We start from the raw sequence: 16,372 nt of genomic DNA, 5'->3' as shown, positions 1-16,372 counted from the left end.
ATTTAAGCAATCCTAAATTCGACCATCCAAAAAGTGTTTCGGGAACTTCCCTTTCTCTTTAAAGAATTTAAACCCCTCAAAAATTGACTTTAAAATTGATAATTCTTGATAATTTTTTTCACCTAAAGCTTGAAAAAGCTCACCTGTACGATGTGGTTCTTTCTTCAACATTTTTTGGATTTTACCGATTTCCGAGTGTTCTAATCTTCGTCTTGTTGCTTTAAGCACCGTGAGTTGCTCATCCATTGAAGAAAGTGATTCTCGAATAAATTCAATTTCCTTTTGAATCAAATTTAGAAAGTCCAATTCCACCAAAGCAACAGTTCCAAAGTGTCGATACTCTTTATCTATTCTTCTTAATTCTTCAATGTCAGAATGCTTATAAGCTTCATTGATTCGTTGCATGATTCGATTGAAGATATTGGTTTCATCGCCTGTTTCTGCTTTATCTGGGTGAAATTTTTGGGCAAGCTCAAGATAAAGTTTTCGCAGTTCAGCCTTTTCCTCTTTATTCAACCGGTTTTGAAGCCATTCTTTTACAAGGTCTTCGGTATTCTCATAATATCTGCTTTGGGATTCATATCGTTCTTTTGCTCGTTCTCCTTCACGCTTTTCTTCATTTTTACGTTTTCGCTCTTCTTCTCTTGCAGCACGCTGCTCTTCTTTTTTTTCATCACGCTGTTCCTCCAACGCTTTTTGTAAAAAACTTTCAAAAAAATCCCGATCGGCACTCCAAAGGGTTTTACTTCTCAAAATTTCTTTTACAAGTGCTATTGTATTTGACTTTAAGAGTCGGATTTTTTCTTCTTCCTCAAGCATTTGCTCTCGGATTTTTTTTTCGAGGCCGCTGATTGCATTATGGGTATCAAAGTATTTCTTCCGCTCTATTTTTAAGCGTTTTGAAACCTCAAGATACTCCGACCTCAATTCTCGAAGTGCCGCCTCCTGTTCAGTCAGTCCTGTTCTTAAAATCAACGCTTTTTGATGAGCGTTTTTCATTGATTGTAACACAGTAAAAATTTTTCTTTGACAAAACTTTTTTAAGAATGTGTCTGTTGATGATTATGCCACGTAGTTTATGGTTTCTGCGTGGCTTTTCACAGAGCACCTCCTTAGGGCCGCCTACGAAAGTGGGCGGCTTTTTTATTTCAAAAAACAAAAGGCGATTGCTCGCCTTTTATGAGAGTTTAACTAATGTAAAATGAATTACTTAATGAGCATCATTTTTTTTGTCGCGGAGAACGATGAGCTTCCCGCAGTGGCTTCAATACGATAAAAATAAAATCCACTCGCCAAACCCGAAGCATCAAAAGCAATTTGATACGCTCCTCGTTGCAAATAACCATTGACCAAAGTGCTAAGCTTTCTTCCCAAAATATCATAAACTTCTAATCGCGTATTGGAAGAAAAAGGCAATTGGAATCGAATGGTGGTAGAAGGATTAAAAGGATTTGGATAATTCTGACTCAGCTCAAAACCCCTTGGCTCTCTTACATTCTTTTCAACTTTTTGAATCGATAACGGCTCTTCGGCAAGGTCTAAAATTCGACCCGGAATAGCAATCGTCGGTAAACCTTCAATTTCGATAGGAATATTTTCGACCGCAGGAATACGTGATGGAGGCAGATATTGCCTAACAATCCACCGGTTTTGCGCTATCCAAGTTGAATCACGGAATTGAACTAAAGGAAATATCGTCGTGGTACTAAAAATTTGGAGGCGATAACCAAGTGTATACGTCACAACAAATTTGCGAGTATCAAATTTTCCAAAAGGAGTGGTTAGACTGTCATTTGCAAGCCTTCTTCCCGTGACTTCAAATCGAAGAGGAACGGCAGTTGAATCTATTGTCACCGTGGTATCTCTTCTTATAACAACATAATCGGTATTTTGTGTTGCATTAAAACGATACAAGAAATACCATCCCGTAAATGAATTTAGAAACCCTGCTAGTGAATCAATTTGAGCGGCTTCTGCACTATCTCCAAATTCCCCAATGATTGATAAAGGATTGAGGTAAAGCCCTGCCGAGTCACCTGTAAGTGAATAGTAAGAGGTATCCTCAAAGGATGGCAAGAAAAGCGAATCGCCGAACTCAGAAAAGTTATTTACCGAAGTCACTGCTTGTGCATTTCTACCGCCAACAGTATTGCTTCCTACAAAAAAACTTGTCGAGCGTGGGATGATTGGTGTTTGTATCGGGTTGCCATTGGTATCAAGTGGGGTGTACACATAATCCCAACGGAAATTTTGAGTTGTTGGAAAAAATGATGTTGCAGGCTGTGCAAATGACTCTTGAGAAAAAAGAAACCCCAAAAGAGATATGCAAAGGAAAACGATTCTATTCTGTTTCATTGGTTGTTTGGATGATTTAATTATTTCAGTTCTCGTCTTTATAAATTGCCGTTTGAGCTTTTTCACCGGCTTTGATAAACCCTCGATACATTCCTTCGCTATTGAACGGCATTGCAATATTGCCATTTTGATCAATGACAATCACCCCGCCATCTCCGCCTAATGATTTTACTTGGTCAAGCGCCAATCTTGAAGCCTCATCCACAGCCAAACCCTTAAAGCGAATTGCGGCTTCAATCTCTTTAGCAACCCCAACTCGGATAAAATACTCACCCCATCCTGTTGCAGAAATTGCGCATGATTGATTGTTCGCATAAGTTCCCGCGCCAATTATTGGTGCATCCCCGACTCGACCATATCGCTTATTCGTCATTCCCCCGGTTGAAGTTGCCGCTGCTAAATTTCCGTTTTGATCCAATGCCACCGCACCAACGGTGCCGTGCTTTTCTTTTGCGGAAGTGATTTCTTCTGCTTTAATTTTTTGAAGGGATTTCCACCTTTGCTCTGTGTAAAAATAAGACTCCGGCATTTTCTCAAATCCCAGTTCCCAAGCAAACGTTTCCGCACCCTCACCAACCATCATCACATGTTCTGATTTCTCCATTACTTTACGGGCAAGCGCAATAGGATTCTTAATATGACGAACTCCGGCAACTGATCCGGCGGCCAAGTTTTCTCCATTCATTATCGCGGCATCAAGTTCATTTTTCCCTTCATGTGTGAACACCGCACCTTTTCCCGCATTAAACAAAGAATCATCTTCTAAAAGCATGACAACTGCCTCAACCGCATCAAGGGCTGCTCCACCACTTTCCAATATCGAGGCACCTTTCTTCAACGCTTTTTCAAGTGACTCGCGATATGCTTTTTCCATTTCAGGGGTCATGAGTGCGCGGGTAATCGTCCCCGCTCCCCCGTGGATGGCAAGTGCATACTTCGGCTTTGCATTCATTGACTTTTGTACGGTTGATTTCGTGGTGGCCTTTTCTTCGAAAGTTTCATTTTTTTTACAAGACCAAAAAAAGGAAATACCAAAACATGTCAATAAAACCCAATAAAGTTTCTTATCCATAAAATTTATTGATTCGATAAAAAAAGGGCGAATGCCGCCCCTGTATGGTTAATAGTTTCGAAGTTTATCTCGAAGAGACTTGTAAAGCATTTCGCGTGCTCTAAAAATATGCGCCTTTACTGTGCCCAGTGGAAGGTTTTGGTCTTCCGCGATTTCTTCATAAGTACGCTCAGAGAGATGCCTCATCTCAATCACCTTTCTATATTTTTCAGGCAATTGCTTTATGGCTTCTCGAACTAGTGCGTCTCGCTGTCCTTGAATCACATTTCTTCCGGGCTCTGAGGATGAATCCGGAATTTCCATTGTGTATTCATCATCTTTCGTTTTGATAGGATTATCAATTGAAAATGTTTTTAACCTTCTTTTTCGTAAAAAATCGATACTGCTATTGGTTGCGATTCGATATAGCCAAGTTGAGAAAGCAAATTCTTTGTTAAAATTTGCAAGAGAATTAAATGCTTTTGAAAAAGTTTCTTGAACCAAATCTTCAACTTCATTGGGGTCGTGAACAATTTTTAGAATGAGGTTATAAATGGGACTACGGTATTTATTTAAAAGTCTTTTGTATGACTGATTCCGCTTAAAGTCATCTTCGCCTCGAGTAAGGTCGATAAGCGCATAATCTTCCTCTCTTGAACTCGGTTTTTCTTTTTCAGCTTCTTTTTGAATTTCAATCACTTCTTTTGGAAGTTCAATTGTCTCTTCAAGCTCCTCTGTTTCTACTTGCTCAACTAAAGTTGATGTTTCAGCATTTCCATTATTTTGGAAAATGATATTAGAGGGATTGATATCAGCGGGAAAGTCGGCATCTCTTTCAATTGGTTCACTTTTTGTTACTTCAATCTTTTGAATCGTTGAAATAGGCAACTGTTGAAACCCTTCTTTCTCCAAATTCTCTTTTGAGTGAGCCTGATACTCGCGCTCTGAGGTTCTCAGTTGATTCCTTTTTGGGGCAGGTGATTTTTTGCTCGTCACTTTCAAAGTTGGCTTTTGTGAAGATGATTTTTTTGCCATAATGACGCGCTTGGTGAAACACTTTGGAATTTGATGATGCCAATCATATTGGGATCGATGATGGCGAAATAACTGCGTAATGGCGGAGAGAGGGGGATTCGAACCCCCGGTAGCACCTTACGATACTACATCGGTTTAGCAAACCGACGCCTTAAGCCACTCGGCCATCTCTCCAGAAAAACAAATAAAAAAACACCTCAACGGTGCTTTCTTTAAGACTATAAATTTAGTTCTTTTCAGAATAATTCAAAAATTTTCTTTATCCCTTGAAATGTTTCTACCAAGTTATGAGGGTTTTAATTTCAGTATGCCGATTCAACGCGATTTCAAGTGAATTTTCGGGGTCGTATGCCGAAAGAACGGAGGTCATGAATCGTTCTACAGAGATAATCCCTTCTCCGATCAAAGTTGAAGCCAACTCATAGTGATGTTTTGAAGGGATGTGAGTTAAGATAAGACTTGGTTCTTTTTCTTGCATTAAGCGATAGTCAAGCTTCATGATGTCATAATTACCAAGAAGCAAAACCTTGCCGCGGGTTTTCAAATATTTCATTGATTCTTCAACCAATAACAAACGGCCGGAGGCTTCGATAATTAAATCGTACTTCCCAAAATAGGATTCTGGGAAATCTGTTAAGTCTAATGCAATTTGACGAGCTTTGGAGAGACTGCCACGATTGATAAACTTCTCTGCAGCATCAATTTTTTTTAAGTTTAAGTGATTTAGATAATCCGTCATCATAAGCCCCACAGAGCCCAACCCGAGTATCAATATTTCTTGTTCTGCAGTATGAGGAATAATTTCCGAGGCTGAAATTGCGAAGGCCAATAAGCCGATAAGAATATCTTCCGGCTTTGGTGTTCGCAGCAACTTCACCACATTTTGAGTTGATGCAATCACCTCGGCGCATTGACAACCAAAAATCGGTGTAATGACCGGAAACTTTGAATTTTTATAACCTTCTGTTTTCCAGAGAAAAACATAGTCTCCATTCTGAAATTCATTAACATCTTCACCACATTCAATAATTTCTCCAATAAGTTCCGAACCGGTAACAACCGGAAATCGAAATTCTTTTCTCGTAATTGATTTGCCTGTAAGGAGAAGTCTTTCAACCCCCGGTGCGGCAGAGGTTGCAATTGTCCGAACCCTGATATGATTCTTACCGAGTGGGACTAATTCCAATTCTTCTAAAATAATTCGGCTGAGCTTGGGGTATAAAATTGCTTTTGGCATACGGATCACCACTATGGATGACTTAAAATTCGATCAATAAGAAAGTACGAAGCAAGATTGAAATAAAAGTTAAGGCGACATTTTAAGCGCGTTTAACTTGTTTTCCAGCGCTTTATTGCTTTGGTTCAAGGAAAATGCCTTTTTCCAATTTTCCAATGCTTTTACTTTATCACCCAATTTATAATAGACATCTCCCAAATGCTCGAGAACCGCAGCACTTTCTCTACCAGCCTTAACGGCTTTATCTATCCAAACTAACGCTTCCTTATATCGACCCAATTTATAGTAAACCCATCCATAGGTATCAAGATAGGCGCCATTGGTGCTGTCTTTTTCAACAGCGATCTTTGCCATTTCTAATGCTCGCTCCAGCTGCTGATCGCGTTCCGAAAGTGAATACGCGAGATTATTGAGCACCAAGGCATCTTCGGGGCGAAGCTTAAGGGCTTCTTCATAGTACTTTTCGCTTTCAGGATAGCGTCGAAGTTTATCATAAGTCATGCCCAAAACTGTATAACATTGAAAGAGCATTGGTTCATCAAGATCGACAGGACGATTGACGACTTCTTCGATGGTTTGAACCGTTTCATCGTCTTGACTTGCTTGACTGTATGAAAGCCCTAAGAGCGCACGCAGTCTTGAACCGGAAGAAGTTAATTTCTTAAGTGCGGATTGAAATGTTTTTATGGCATTTTGAGCATCATTATTACTCAGATACGCAATTCCTAAATTTTCCCAACCCGGCTGCCACAACGGGTTTAGCACGATTAATTGTTTGAATTGATCAATGGCCTTATCGTATTTATGATTTTCCATAAACACAACTCCCAAAAACCAAAACGGTTTCCATTCTTTAGGAAAATCTTTTTGAAGGCGAGTAATCACAATTTCAGCCGGTTTCAACATTGTACTGTCTTTAGCAGCACGTTCAAGATAAAGCTGACCAATATTGAGTTTATCTTCTTGATTTAACTCGCGATTAGAAAACATCGTTTGGACAAGCTCTTCAAAATTTTTCCAATCTTTTCTTTGAATAAAGGTTTCAGAAAGCGATACCATTGCACGAACATCTTTCGGGTTTTTGGCGAGCAACTCTTTGAAAATTGTAATTGCTTCATCAAACCGAGATAATTTGGTGAGTAAATCGCCTTGTGTATAAAGCAATTCTTCATTATCAGGATCCATCATTCTCATTTCCTGAACGGTAATAATCGCTTCAGGAAGTCTTTTAATTTGAACTTGGAGCAAAAGCTTTTTGTAAAGCACATCGAGCTCCAAGCCGAAAGTAAGAATGTACTGATCATAAACTTCGAGTGCCATTTCATACTTTTCATCGGCTGTGTAAGCAGCGGCAAGCATATAAAGGGCATTGCTATTTGAGGGATCTTTTTTGGAGAAGGATTCAAAAAATTCGGCTGCGCGTGCAAATTCTTGATGTTCGAATGCAATTTGACCCGCTAATTCATAATACCATTTTTGAGAAGGATCAAATTGAATGGCTTTATTGATATGCGCTTGTGCTTGTTCAAATTTGCTGAGTGCGCGATATGATTTTGCGAGTGCGAAATAGATTGCAGGTTCATCAGGAGCAAAGCGAAGCGCGTCTTGATATTCTAAAACCGCTTGAGAGTACTGTTCTTTGGCGTCAAAGAGTGCCCCTGAAACGAAGAGTTGCAAAGCCTTTTCCCGATTACGCTCGGTGAACGTTTCATCAGCTTCGGTTTGAATGTTTTTTACTTCTGAAACTTCCTTTGTGCTTCCACATGAAAACAGAAACAATAGAATGATTAAAAGCGAACTGCGGCAAAGTGAAGTTGAATTCAATGCTTGCAGGTTTTCGAATAAAATTCGTGAAGCCATAGATTAAGTTTGGGTGAATAAATCGATGAAGCGACATACTCCTGAAATTCTCTAAAAATGGAATTTACTGTTTCTTTTTTCTGAAAAAAACCTCAAATCAAGATGAGAACCATCCGCCACTTCTTCCCCAAGAGCCACTTCTACGACTTGAAGACATTGCTCTGGAATATCTGGTGTTTCCGCTTCGTTGTGATACACGACCGAAACCGCTTGGTTTGGTTTTACCAATTCCAGATTTTCCTCCGACACTTCGAGAAGAGAACACTGTTGGCCTGCGAACCGGTTGATAGTTTGGGCGAGTTAAAGTCCGAGGGCTATTCATCGGCGCATAGTAAGATGGGCTCCACGCTGGATAAAACATCGGCGAAGGTCGCATCATCGAATACCAAAGAAAAAACCAAGGGAATGAAGAACCGCCACCACCATAATAGTAAACCGGAGCGGCTGCTCCTGCTCCATTCGGAAGTGAAGCCGGTAAATTTTCTGCAACAGCTTGATTTTTTGATGTAGATCCATTCAAACTTGCTGTGGCGGGCTCATTTTCAAGGGGTTTAAAGTCGGAGAGATGAAGCATTGCGACAGAAAGATTTTCATCTTTGTAAGAAGCAAATTCATCATTTAAATCATCCAATTCTTCGTTTCTACTTTCATCAGGCGAAAGGTATAGAATTCCCGAAATGCCTAAAGATTTTAGATTCGCAGAAGTAGGCACTTTGGCAGTGTAGCGATTATCAAACACATTTCCATCATCGATATAAGGCAGAAGTCTATCGCTATCAAGTAAGAATAAAGCCGGAGCATTTTCAGGGCGGGACGATTTCTTTTTCTCAATTTCAGCAGCATAATACAGCATTGCCGATAACACTTTATGAGAGGGTACAACACCTAAAGGGTGAGGGAAATTATCGAATGTCGGCACGACATCCACCACATCAGCTAAAGCAGCGGCAAAAGCGACGGTTTCGGCACCGGAAAGGTCAACCACATAAATATTCTTTTCAGGTGACTCACTTCGTTTAATCATTTCACGCATTCCAAGCCCACGACTGTACGCGGTATTCATTGCAAGCGTAAAATTTAGTGCCATTTCATTTCTAAGCGAATCAGAGGAAAGAGACTGAACCAAAGTGGGGACAAAATAGGGTAACCACTTTGTGTTTTTAGGTTCATAAACTTTAAGTAGGGCTGCGGGAGAAACAAATTTTTTCCATTCCGTGCTCGCGCTGCTATCTTCATTCACTTGATTGGGGAATGAGAGTTTTTTATCAGTTGCGCCAAAATTCCACCCTTCGCTTCTTTGCAAATCAAGGGAATCGGGTTCACCTTCTTCGTCGCATCCTTGTGAGATTCCAGCAAGGGCAAGAATTGCGCCAATACTTAATGTGCGTTGTAGGGCACTTCTTCTTGAAATTGACTCTTCCCACCAAGCCGCGCCAAAAGTAGAATTTTTTTGAATTGGTTGCATTGGATTCGTGAAATGAACTTTACTTTTTGAGCCGTTTTCGGATGAATTATTTTGCATGCCTTTTATTTCTTGGATTTTTCAACGACGACTCTTTCGCTATTGAACATCATTTCCATTAACTGATACAAATTGAATGATGTTAAGAGAAATAGACTTAATTGGAATAGACGAAAAGCGAAATAAAAAGTTAGGGGACTTTTCTGAGATTTCAATTGTATTTTTCTCCCCCTTGATGAAAATTTACTTTAGGAAACCGCTAAAGCACGCAATTCAAGTTCCATATCTGTAATTTGTTTCAAGTTGTGAAGAAACCAACGGTCAATTTTTGTTGTAGAATAAATTTCTTCAATCGAGGCTCCTGAAAGAAGGGCTAAACGAATGAAGAAGATTCTATCGGAAGTTGGTTTTTTAATTTTTTGCAACAATGATTGTTTTTCTTCTGCTTTTTGGGCCTCAGTAAGTCCAAAAATATTAATTCGATCTTTTCCGTCAGCACCAAATCCTGCACGGCCAATTTCGAGTGACCTAAGCGCCTTTTGAATGGCCTCTCGAAAATTTCTTCCAAAGGCCATTGCTTCGCCAACTGATTTCATTTGAACTCCGAGAACATCATCTACATTCTTAAATTTTTCAAAATCCCATCGTGGCACTTTCACGACACAGTAATCGATTGTGGGTTCAAAACTTGCGGGGGTAGTTTTTGTGATATCGTTTTTAATTTCATCAAGTGTAAAACCTACAGCAAGTTTTGCAGCGACTTTCGCAATCGGGAAACCCGTTGCTTTCGAGGCCAAAGCGGAACTTCTTGAAACACGCGGGTTCATTTCAATTACGATCATTCTTCCATTCTCTGGATTGATCGCAAATTGAATATTTGAGCCACCTGTTTCGACGCCGATTTCTCGAATGATACGAATGGCGGCATCGCGAAGAGCTTGATATTGCCTATCTGTAAGGGTTTGAGCAGGCGCAACGGTAATGGAATCTCCGGTATGAACGCCCATCGGATCGAAATTTTCGATGGAGCAAACAATAATGACATTATCGGCTAAATCTCGAATAACTTCAAGTTCAAATTCTTTCCATCCGACAATTGATTCTTCGACCAAGACTTCACCAATGGCGCTTGCAGAAAGACCTCGACGAATGATATCAAAATACTCTTCTTCGGTTTCAGCGATGCCGCCGCCGGTGCCTCCAAGTGTAAATGAAGGTCTAACGACAATTGGGAGTCCTAGTTTATCAAATGCATCTTTTGCTTCATCTTCAGAGCGTATAAAAAACCCTCGTGCCACTTCGAGCCCGAGCTTTTTCATTGCCTCGGCAAAGCGTTCTCGATTCTCTGCTTTTCTAATTGCCTTTAGTTTAGCCCCTATCAGTTCAACACCGTTTCTTTCCAAGACGCCTGATTCAGCTAAGTTTACTGCAACATTTAGAGCAGTTTGCCCACCCATTGTTGGCAAAAGCGCATCCGGCTTTTCGAGCTTAATAATTTTTTCCACGTACTCCGGCGTAATTGGCTCGATGTAAGTTTTATCTGCCACCTCTAAATCTGTCATGATTGTAGCGGGGTTCGAATTAACAAGAATTACAGTGTAACCCTCGTCTTTTAACGCACGGCAGGCTTGAGTTCCTGAATAATCGAATTCACAGGCCTGACCAATTACGATTGGACCAGCACCGATAACAAGTATTTTTTTGATGTCTTTACGCTTGGGCATTATGAATCAGGTCGAATTGAAATGATGGATGCAAAGTTACATAATTTTTCAGTATGGTGGATTGTACCGTTTCTTGCTTTTGAAGTCCCTCAAAAAACTTTGAATAATTTTTGCACTTCTTTCGGCGGCACCGAATTGAGAGAACACATATTCTCGCCCATTTTTTCCCATTGATATCCGCTCTTCTTCATTTGCGACCAGAGATAGCAAAGACTTCTCAAAAAGCAGTAACGCGGTTTCATATTCAGAAAGCCGAACGCCTCCTCCGATTTTTTCAAGAATACCGGCCTCGTGCGCTTTGTGACATTTTTTTCCCCAAATCACCGGAATTCCATAAACCGCAGGCTCGAGAATATTATGAATATGAACACCAAAACCTCCTCCCACATAAGCGGCTTTAGCTAAAGCGTAGAGTTCAAAGAGATAACCAATTTCATCTATTATTAATACATTAGCGGCGGTCTGTCCTTCTGAGAATCCTTCCTCCCCTATTGTATTGAGCTGAGAAATCAATTTTGGTGTGAGCCCTTTTTGACGGCATTTTTTTAATAGCTCGTTAATTTTCAACGCATTGATTTCATGAGGGACGATTATCAATGAAAATTTTTTTTCTTCAAGTTTTGAGAGATTTTTTGCCACTGCTTCCAAAATGAACGCTTCATCTTTCGGCCAAGTGCTCCCTGCAACAAAAACCCATCGCTTAAGGAAAAATGATTCAAATTGAAATTTTTTTTGATCGTTCTTTTGTGAGCGAATAATGACTTGATCGATTCTTGGATCTCCTGTTAGAGAAATTTTCTCATCTGAAAATTGATAGGAATGAAATGCTTGATAGTCGCTTTCTGACGATGTACCAATGACATCAAACATATCAAATAGTGCCTTGTAAAAATGTTTAAGAATAGGTTTAAAGTAATAGCCTTCCGGGTTTAAGGTCGCGGCAAGCAGACAGGTTTTTGCACCGCTTTTTTTTGCATAAAAAAGATGATTAAACCAAACATCGTAGCGCATAAATACCGCTATTTCCGGCTTAATGATGTCAATAAATCGCTTTGCGTTTAAGATAGAATCCTCGGGTAAGTAGCAAACGATTGCATCGGGGTAATTCTTTCTCGCTTCATAACCTGACGGTGAAAAGAAGGTGATGACGAGAAGGAATTCGTCGGTTTCTTTTAACTTTTCGATAATCGGTCTTGCTTGTTCGAATTCGCCGACAGAAGCTGCGTGAAACCAAATTGTCGGAAGATTTTTGTTGGTTTGATTTCTAAACGCCAACAATTTTTTTTCCAACGATTCAAAGAGATGTTCACGTGCAGAAAGACTATTATTAATTTTTGGGGAATACAAGGCAAGAATTCGGACTATCAGCCTGAAAAGTGGAAAAAGAAGATTGTAGGCGATAAAGGCAACGGAACGGATCAACGGTTTGTTATGGTCTAAGTTGTTCGTAGTTTAATTTATCTTTTTGCAATATGTGCAATAACAACTTAGTTTGAAACGCTCTTTCAATGAAACTTTTTTTTGTTCTACTTATTCTTTTTGTTGCTTTTATAGGAACGCTCTTGTTTTTTTTCAGAGGTTATGCCAAATCTCCTAAAGCACTCTCTAATGAAACTGCACCTACTCCGCCAGATTGGATTAAGAATGCGGTTATTTATGAAATTTTCATTCGAGACTTCACGCCTGCGGGAAACATCTCTTCACTTACCCAAAAACTTCTTCAGATTAAAGAGATGGGTGTTACGGTAATATGGCTTATGCCGATTCACCCGATTGGAGAAATTAAACGCAAAGGAAGTGTCGGAAGCCCTTACTCAGTGAAAGATTACTATGAAATTTCACCTGATCTCGGGACAAAAGCAGATTTCAAAATTTTTGTTCAAGAAGCGCATCAACTTGGGCTTCGCGTGATGCTTGATTGGGTTGGGAATCACACCTCGTGGGATCATGTTCTTATGAAATCCCATCCGGAGTATTATAAAAGAGACAGTTCGGGCTCAATAATTCCTCCAATGCAAGATTGGAGCGATGTAGCGGCATTAGACTATTCTATGCCTGAGTTACGAACTTATATGGCGGAAGCAATGCTTTATTGGGTTAAAGAGTTTGGAATTGATGGGTATCGCTGCGATGTCGCAGAAATGGTTCCCTTCGATTTTTGGAAAACTGCATTTGAATCGATTCGCGCAGTTCGCTCCGATTTTTGTGCGCTTGCGGAAGGAACAACTCCCGAATTACACCTTAGTGGGTTTAATATTTCATATTCTTGGAATCTTTACGAGGCAATAAAGAAAGTTTTTAGCGGAAAAGAACAACCGGCATATTTCGATAAACTTTTTGAGTCAGAGTCAAAACTATTTCCAAAGGGGTCTTTACGTCTTCGGTTTATGACCAATCATGACAAACAGTTGGAAGATGGAACCTTAATGGAGGTTTTCCATAATAAAGATGCCATTAAAGCCGCCGGTGTTTTGGTGTTTACAGTAGGCGGAGCGGAAAGTATACGAAGCGTCCCATTGTTTTATAATGGGGATGAGGTACTTAATGCTCGCAAGTTAAGTCTTTTTGAAAAAGCTCCGATCTTGTGGAATACGGCACTTTCTGAGGAGTTTACAAATTTCTATAAAACGCTTGCGACTTTAAGGAAAAAACATCCTTCACTTTCAAGTGGAAAAATGACACGCGTTAAAACATCTTCTGATGAAACCGTGTATGCTTTTTTGCGCGAAGAAGGAAAAGATAAAATGGTTGTAATTATTAATGTAACCAATCGTCCATTTTCTGGATTTGTGCGATTAGACCCTGAAAAGGAGTTGCACGATGCTTTTACGCCTGAAAGAATATTACCAACCAAGGATGGAAATTTAAAGCTCAATCTTGAAGAATATGAGTTTCGAATCTTTCATTACCGGTAAGATGGTTTTCACTTAACGAGTGAGAGAACTTGCTTGATTTATTTCTTACCATCCTCAGTCTTATCATTTAGGCTGAATTTTCTTTGTAGATTTTTTTGCAGTTGGCTTCACAGATTTTTTTTTAGTGGTATCTGCCTCAGGTAATGTTGATTTTGATTCTTTTTTTTCACTTGTCTCTTGTCTTGCAGTTTCTTGAAAGTTACCAGTTGAAGCGGGTTTTCCCGGTGCTGTGTTTTGCTTCGGAAGTTGTTTAGTCTGAGCTTTTGGTGCAGTTGCCGGAGTAAGAATATTTACCCGTTTAATTCGTGCTAAAACAAAAGATGACTGTGTTTCTAAGTTCAACCACCGTTCAACGATTTCAATGTCATTGACTCTGAATCTGAGTTTATAGGCTTGAACCTGTTGATTGACTTCTTCACTTCTCCCGGTTTCCTCTTGAAACCTACTCACAAAAAATTTTACGCCAGTAAAGTTTAAGATTCCAAAAATGGCTCTTTCTTCGGTAGTTTTCCACGCATCATTTAAGTTTCCTGAGGTTTGAAATCTGCCTACCCCGTAAATATAGCCACCATCTTCCCAAACATCGCGCTGAACCCATTCAGGCATCGGAAGTGTTTGCAAACTCACCACTTCTTTTGCTTCATCGGGTAAACTTATCTGATCGAGCGAATAAATTCCAATGATTTCACGGCGAAGCACATTGGTCACAAACCCATCTTGGAAAATCATTTTGCCGGTTATAGCATCGAGTTCTTCTTGATCAAAGTAATAATGATAGTCGCTATCTCTTAAATCGGGGTATCCATCTTCGCGTAAAAATACGGTAAGAGTACCATCGAGAATACATTTCTTGAAAACACAATAAGTACGCTCTGCATCCACAGATGCATCACTTTTTCCAAAAGTATAACCATTATGAAATTCAGGATATTTGCCGGGATATAAAAACCACTTTGGATAGGAGGTTTGTCCTAAAATTACTTGAGGAATAAATGTTACTATGGCAATACAGAGGAGTAGCTTTTTTTTCATATCAATTTTGATATAAAGAAAATCAGTTGGCGAAAGATAAAAAGGGGAAGACCGTGCTTCCCCTTTCAATAAAAATGTCAAACCAGATTTATTTGGGCTGATCCATTGACTCCATATCCTGCTCAAGTTCTTTGAAGGCTTGAGTTGCACGGAAACGCGCATACAATTGCGGTTGAGCCTTGGCTTCTGAAACGATAGAGGTTGCGACAGCTTTCGGGTCGATACCGTAAACCATATAGACGGTGTACATCCCTTTCTTCTTGCTGAAAAGTGTTTTGGTCTTAAAGACTTTGGCGCCTTGCAAGGTTTGCTTAGATTTTACCTTTACTACATTGCTAAAGTATTCATTAAGCTCGGGTGTTCCACCTTGAACATTTGAGCTTAATTGTTCTTGCATATCTTTACGAACCGTTTCAACGCGTTGTTCATATTTAACTGCCAATTGACCGGCTGCACGTGTTTGGGCACTGGTATAAGCGATGCTTTCTTTTAAGCCTTCACCGACACCAACGACAACGACTGCACCATCTTTTTCATACTCACCGGCGAGATTATTGTACTCTGTAAGCGGAGTATTCACTTCTACATTATCATCACCCTCAGATTCACCTGAAGTTTTGGTTGTTGCAGCACCGCCGCCACCGCAGCCTGTGGTAACGACCAAGAGAAGCAAAGCCATAAATAAAGAAAGTAAATTACGCATATAAAAAAACCTCCAATTAGGATTGTTAGACTGATTATTATTTGGAAAGAACTGCTGTTGATGATCTTAAGAGACTCAACGAAAAACTCCTACGCTTTTCGGCTTGTGAAGTTTAGACGAGCTAATATAAAACATCATATTTAGCCTTCCAATGACATAATTGTGTCATTTTCTCGGGTTTGTTTCAAGGTAAGCCACAAGTGTTGTTTCAAATCACACCTTACAATGTTGGGGGTCGAGTTCCACTCGGAGCCGGAATTGTTGGAACCGATTGGTCTTTATCTTGACCGCCGATAAACCAAGCCACTGCCCCGCCAATAAGACCTAAAAAGAGAACGGTTGAGAAAAAGCCGCCTCCGCCTGCTTCCTCGGCAGTAATTTGAACATAAAAGCGGTTGTTTCTTTGATAATACTCTCTTGCTCGACTATTAGAAGAGGTATCCGCTCTCAAATTCCAAGCAATTACACGCTCTGCTCCGTAGCTAGCAAAAAGCCCGGTTCCTGTACCGCGAACATAGTCAAGCTTTCTTCGATCAGGATTCGAGTCAGGAGGACCGCTTAATTGATAGGCATTGATTTCATATTCTTGGTCAGAGTTCGATGAAGGGATATTGTATCGAATAACGACATAATCCGGATTTTCGCCGGTGTTTACATTACTGATAGTCACTGATTCGCCACCTGAAACAGAAACATTTTCAGTAACACCTCTGAATCCCGCGCTTGATTGGTTTTGAAATTGGCTCTCTGGTTTTGGGTTTGATGTTGAAGGTGTTTGAGTTTGTGAAGGTGTTTGGGTTGTTTTTTTCTTACCGCCCAATTGTGCCATAACTTCTAAGGCACCAAAAATGGCGCAATCAATTGAAATAAGACTCATGCAGAAGAGCAAGAGCATAGAAAAGATGCGAATTCGGTTACGGATGTTATTAATCATTTTTTCTCCTTTGTTTTGAATCAAAGAATTTCGCAAGAGGAATTAACTTTTGCAAAACTGTTTG

General features: G+C 39.9%; 13 protein-coding genes and 1 tRNA gene. 1 reads left to right on the top strand and 13 read right to left on the bottom strand.

Annotation, left to right across the window (positions count from 1 at the left end):
* Window positions 1–12: 12 nt before the first annotated feature.
* From SFU91_08755 to SFU91_08710, 10 genes are all read right to left on the bottom strand, one after another.
* Entirely contained in the window at window positions 13–999 is a 987-nt protein-coding gene (locus tag SFU91_08755) for a J domain-containing protein (protein ID MDX2129111.1), read from the bottom strand.
* A gap of 207 nt (window positions 1,000–1,206) precedes the next feature.
* Window positions 1,207–2,355 (bottom strand): T9SS type A sorting domain-containing protein, encoded by a 1,149-nt coding sequence (locus SFU91_08750; GenBank protein ID MDX2129110.1) that lies wholly within the window; start codon window positions 2,353–2,355, stop codon window positions 1,207–1,209.
* Between the two features lie 25 nt (window positions 2,356–2,380).
* On the bottom strand, window positions 2,381–3,427 hold the full coding sequence (locus SFU91_08745) for an isoaspartyl peptidase/L-asparaginase (GenBank protein MDX2129109.1): 1,047 nt from the start codon (window positions 3,425–3,427) through the stop codon (window positions 2,381–2,383).
* A gap of 48 nt (window positions 3,428–3,475) precedes the next feature.
* Complete coding sequence (locus tag SFU91_08740) at window positions 3,476–4,441, bottom strand: sigma-70 family RNA polymerase sigma factor (GenBank protein MDX2129108.1); 966 nt, start codon at window positions 4,439–4,441, stop codon at window positions 3,476–3,478.
* A gap of 80 nt (window positions 4,442–4,521) precedes the next feature.
* A tRNA-Ser gene (locus tag SFU91_08735) sits at window positions 4,522–4,615 on the bottom strand.
* A 103-nt stretch (window positions 4,616–4,718) separates the two neighbouring features.
* The gene (locus SFU91_08730; protein MDX2129107.1) at window positions 4,719–5,678 is read right to left on the bottom strand and encodes an alcohol dehydrogenase catalytic domain-containing protein; all 960 of its coding nucleotides are present in this window, start codon (window positions 5,676–5,678) and stop codon (window positions 4,719–4,721) included.
* 69 nt (window positions 5,679–5,747) lie between these two features.
* Window positions 5,748–7,538, bottom strand: a complete 1,791-nt coding sequence (locus SFU91_08725; protein ID MDX2129106.1) for a tetratricopeptide repeat protein — start codon at window positions 7,536–7,538, stop codon at window positions 5,748–5,750.
* A 97-nt stretch (window positions 7,539–7,635) separates the two neighbouring features.
* On the bottom strand, window positions 7,636–9,060 hold the full coding sequence (locus SFU91_08720; GenBank protein MDX2129105.1) for a hypothetical protein: 1,425 nt from the start codon (window positions 9,058–9,060) through the stop codon (window positions 7,636–7,638).
* A gap of 188 nt (window positions 9,061–9,248) precedes the next feature.
* Complete coding sequence (carB, locus tag SFU91_08715; GenBank protein MDX2129104.1) at window positions 9,249–10,724, bottom strand: carbamoyl-phosphate synthase large subunit; 1,476 nt, start codon at window positions 10,722–10,724, stop codon at window positions 9,249–9,251.
* A 48-nt stretch (window positions 10,725–10,772) separates the two neighbouring features.
* Window positions 10,773–12,146: a glycosyltransferase N-terminal domain-containing protein gene (locus SFU91_08710; protein ID MDX2129103.1), complete on the bottom strand. Its 1,374-nt coding sequence runs from the start codon at window positions 12,144–12,146 to the stop codon at window positions 10,773–10,775.
* Between the two features lie 86 nt (window positions 12,147–12,232).
* On the opposite strand from SFU91_08710, the gene SFU91_08705 reads away from it, so the two are divergent.
* Complete coding sequence (locus tag SFU91_08705) at window positions 12,233–13,639, top strand: alpha-amylase family glycosyl hydrolase (protein ID MDX2129102.1); 1,407 nt, start codon at window positions 12,233–12,235, stop codon at window positions 13,637–13,639.
* Between the two features lie 63 nt (window positions 13,640–13,702).
* On the opposite strand, the gene SFU91_08700 is transcribed toward SFU91_08705, so the two are convergent.
* The 3 genes from SFU91_08700 to SFU91_08690 form a co-directional block, all read right to left on the bottom strand.
* Complete coding sequence (locus SFU91_08700) at window positions 13,703–14,671, bottom strand: hypothetical protein (GenBank protein ID MDX2129101.1); 969 nt, start codon at window positions 14,669–14,671, stop codon at window positions 13,703–13,705.
* A gap of 88 nt (window positions 14,672–14,759) precedes the next feature.
* Window positions 14,760–15,374 carry a hypothetical protein gene (locus SFU91_08695; protein ID MDX2129100.1) on the bottom strand — a complete coding sequence of 205 codons (615 nt, stop codon included), beginning with the start codon at window positions 15,372–15,374 and terminating at the stop codon, window positions 14,760–14,762.
* 220 nt (window positions 15,375–15,594) lie between these two features.
* Window positions 15,595–16,308: a hypothetical protein gene (locus SFU91_08690; protein MDX2129099.1), complete on the bottom strand. Its 714-nt coding sequence runs from the start codon at window positions 16,306–16,308 to the stop codon at window positions 15,595–15,597.
* Window positions 16,309–16,372: the final 64 nt, after the last annotated feature.

The sequence above is a fragment of the Chloroherpetonaceae bacterium genome, from assembly GCA_033763895.1.
GTDB lineage: Bacteria > Bacteroidota > Chlorobiia > Chlorobiales > Thermochlorobacteraceae > JANRJQ01.
This window is presented reverse-complemented; position numbering and strand designations above follow the sequence as displayed.

What these genes read in the sequence shown, in the direction of transcription:
- SFU91_08720 (MDX2129105.1), bottom strand. Translation starts at nt 9,060, where the DNA reads ATGCAAAATAATTCATCCGAAAACGGCTCAAAAAGTAAAGTTCATTTC.
- SFU91_08725 (MDX2129106.1), bottom strand. Translation starts at nt 7,538, where the DNA reads ATGGCTTCACGAATTTTATTCGAAAACCTGCAAGCATTGAATTCAACT.
- SFU91_08745 (MDX2129109.1), bottom strand. Translation starts at nt 3,427, where the DNA reads ATGGATAAGAAACTTTATTGGGTTTTATTGACATGTTTTGGTATTTCC.
- carB (MDX2129104.1), bottom strand. Translation starts at nt 10,724, where the DNA reads ATGCCCAAGCGTAAAGACATCAAAAAAATACTTGTTATCGGTGCTGGT.
- SFU91_08740 (MDX2129108.1), bottom strand. Translation starts at nt 4,441, where the DNA reads ATGGCAAAAAAATCATCTTCACAAAAGCCAACTTTGAAAGTGACGAGC.
- SFU91_08690 (MDX2129099.1), bottom strand. Translation starts at nt 16,308, where the DNA reads ATGATTAATAACATCCGTAACCGAATTCGCATCTTTTCTATGCTCTTG.
- SFU91_08700 (MDX2129101.1), bottom strand. Translation starts at nt 14,671, where the DNA reads ATGAAAAAAAAGCTACTCCTCTGTATTGCCATAGTAACATTTATTCCT.
- SFU91_08705 (MDX2129102.1), top strand. Translation starts at nt 12,233, where the DNA reads ATGAAACTTTTTTTTGTTCTACTTATTCTTTTTGTTGCTTTTATAGGA.
- SFU91_08750 (MDX2129110.1), bottom strand. Translation starts at nt 2,355, where the DNA reads ATGAAACAGAATAGAATCGTTTTCCTTTGCATATCTCTTTTGGGGTTT.
- SFU91_08695 (MDX2129100.1), bottom strand. Translation starts at nt 15,374, where the DNA reads ATGCGTAATTTACTTTCTTTATTTATGGCTTTGCTTCTCTTGGTCGTT.
- SFU91_08730 (MDX2129107.1), bottom strand. Translation starts at nt 5,678, where the DNA reads ATGCCAAAAGCAATTTTATACCCCAAGCTCAGCCGAATTATTTTAGAA.
- SFU91_08755 (MDX2129111.1), bottom strand. Translation starts at nt 999, where the DNA reads ATGAAAAACGCTCATCAAAAAGCGTTGATTTTAAGAACAGGACTGACT.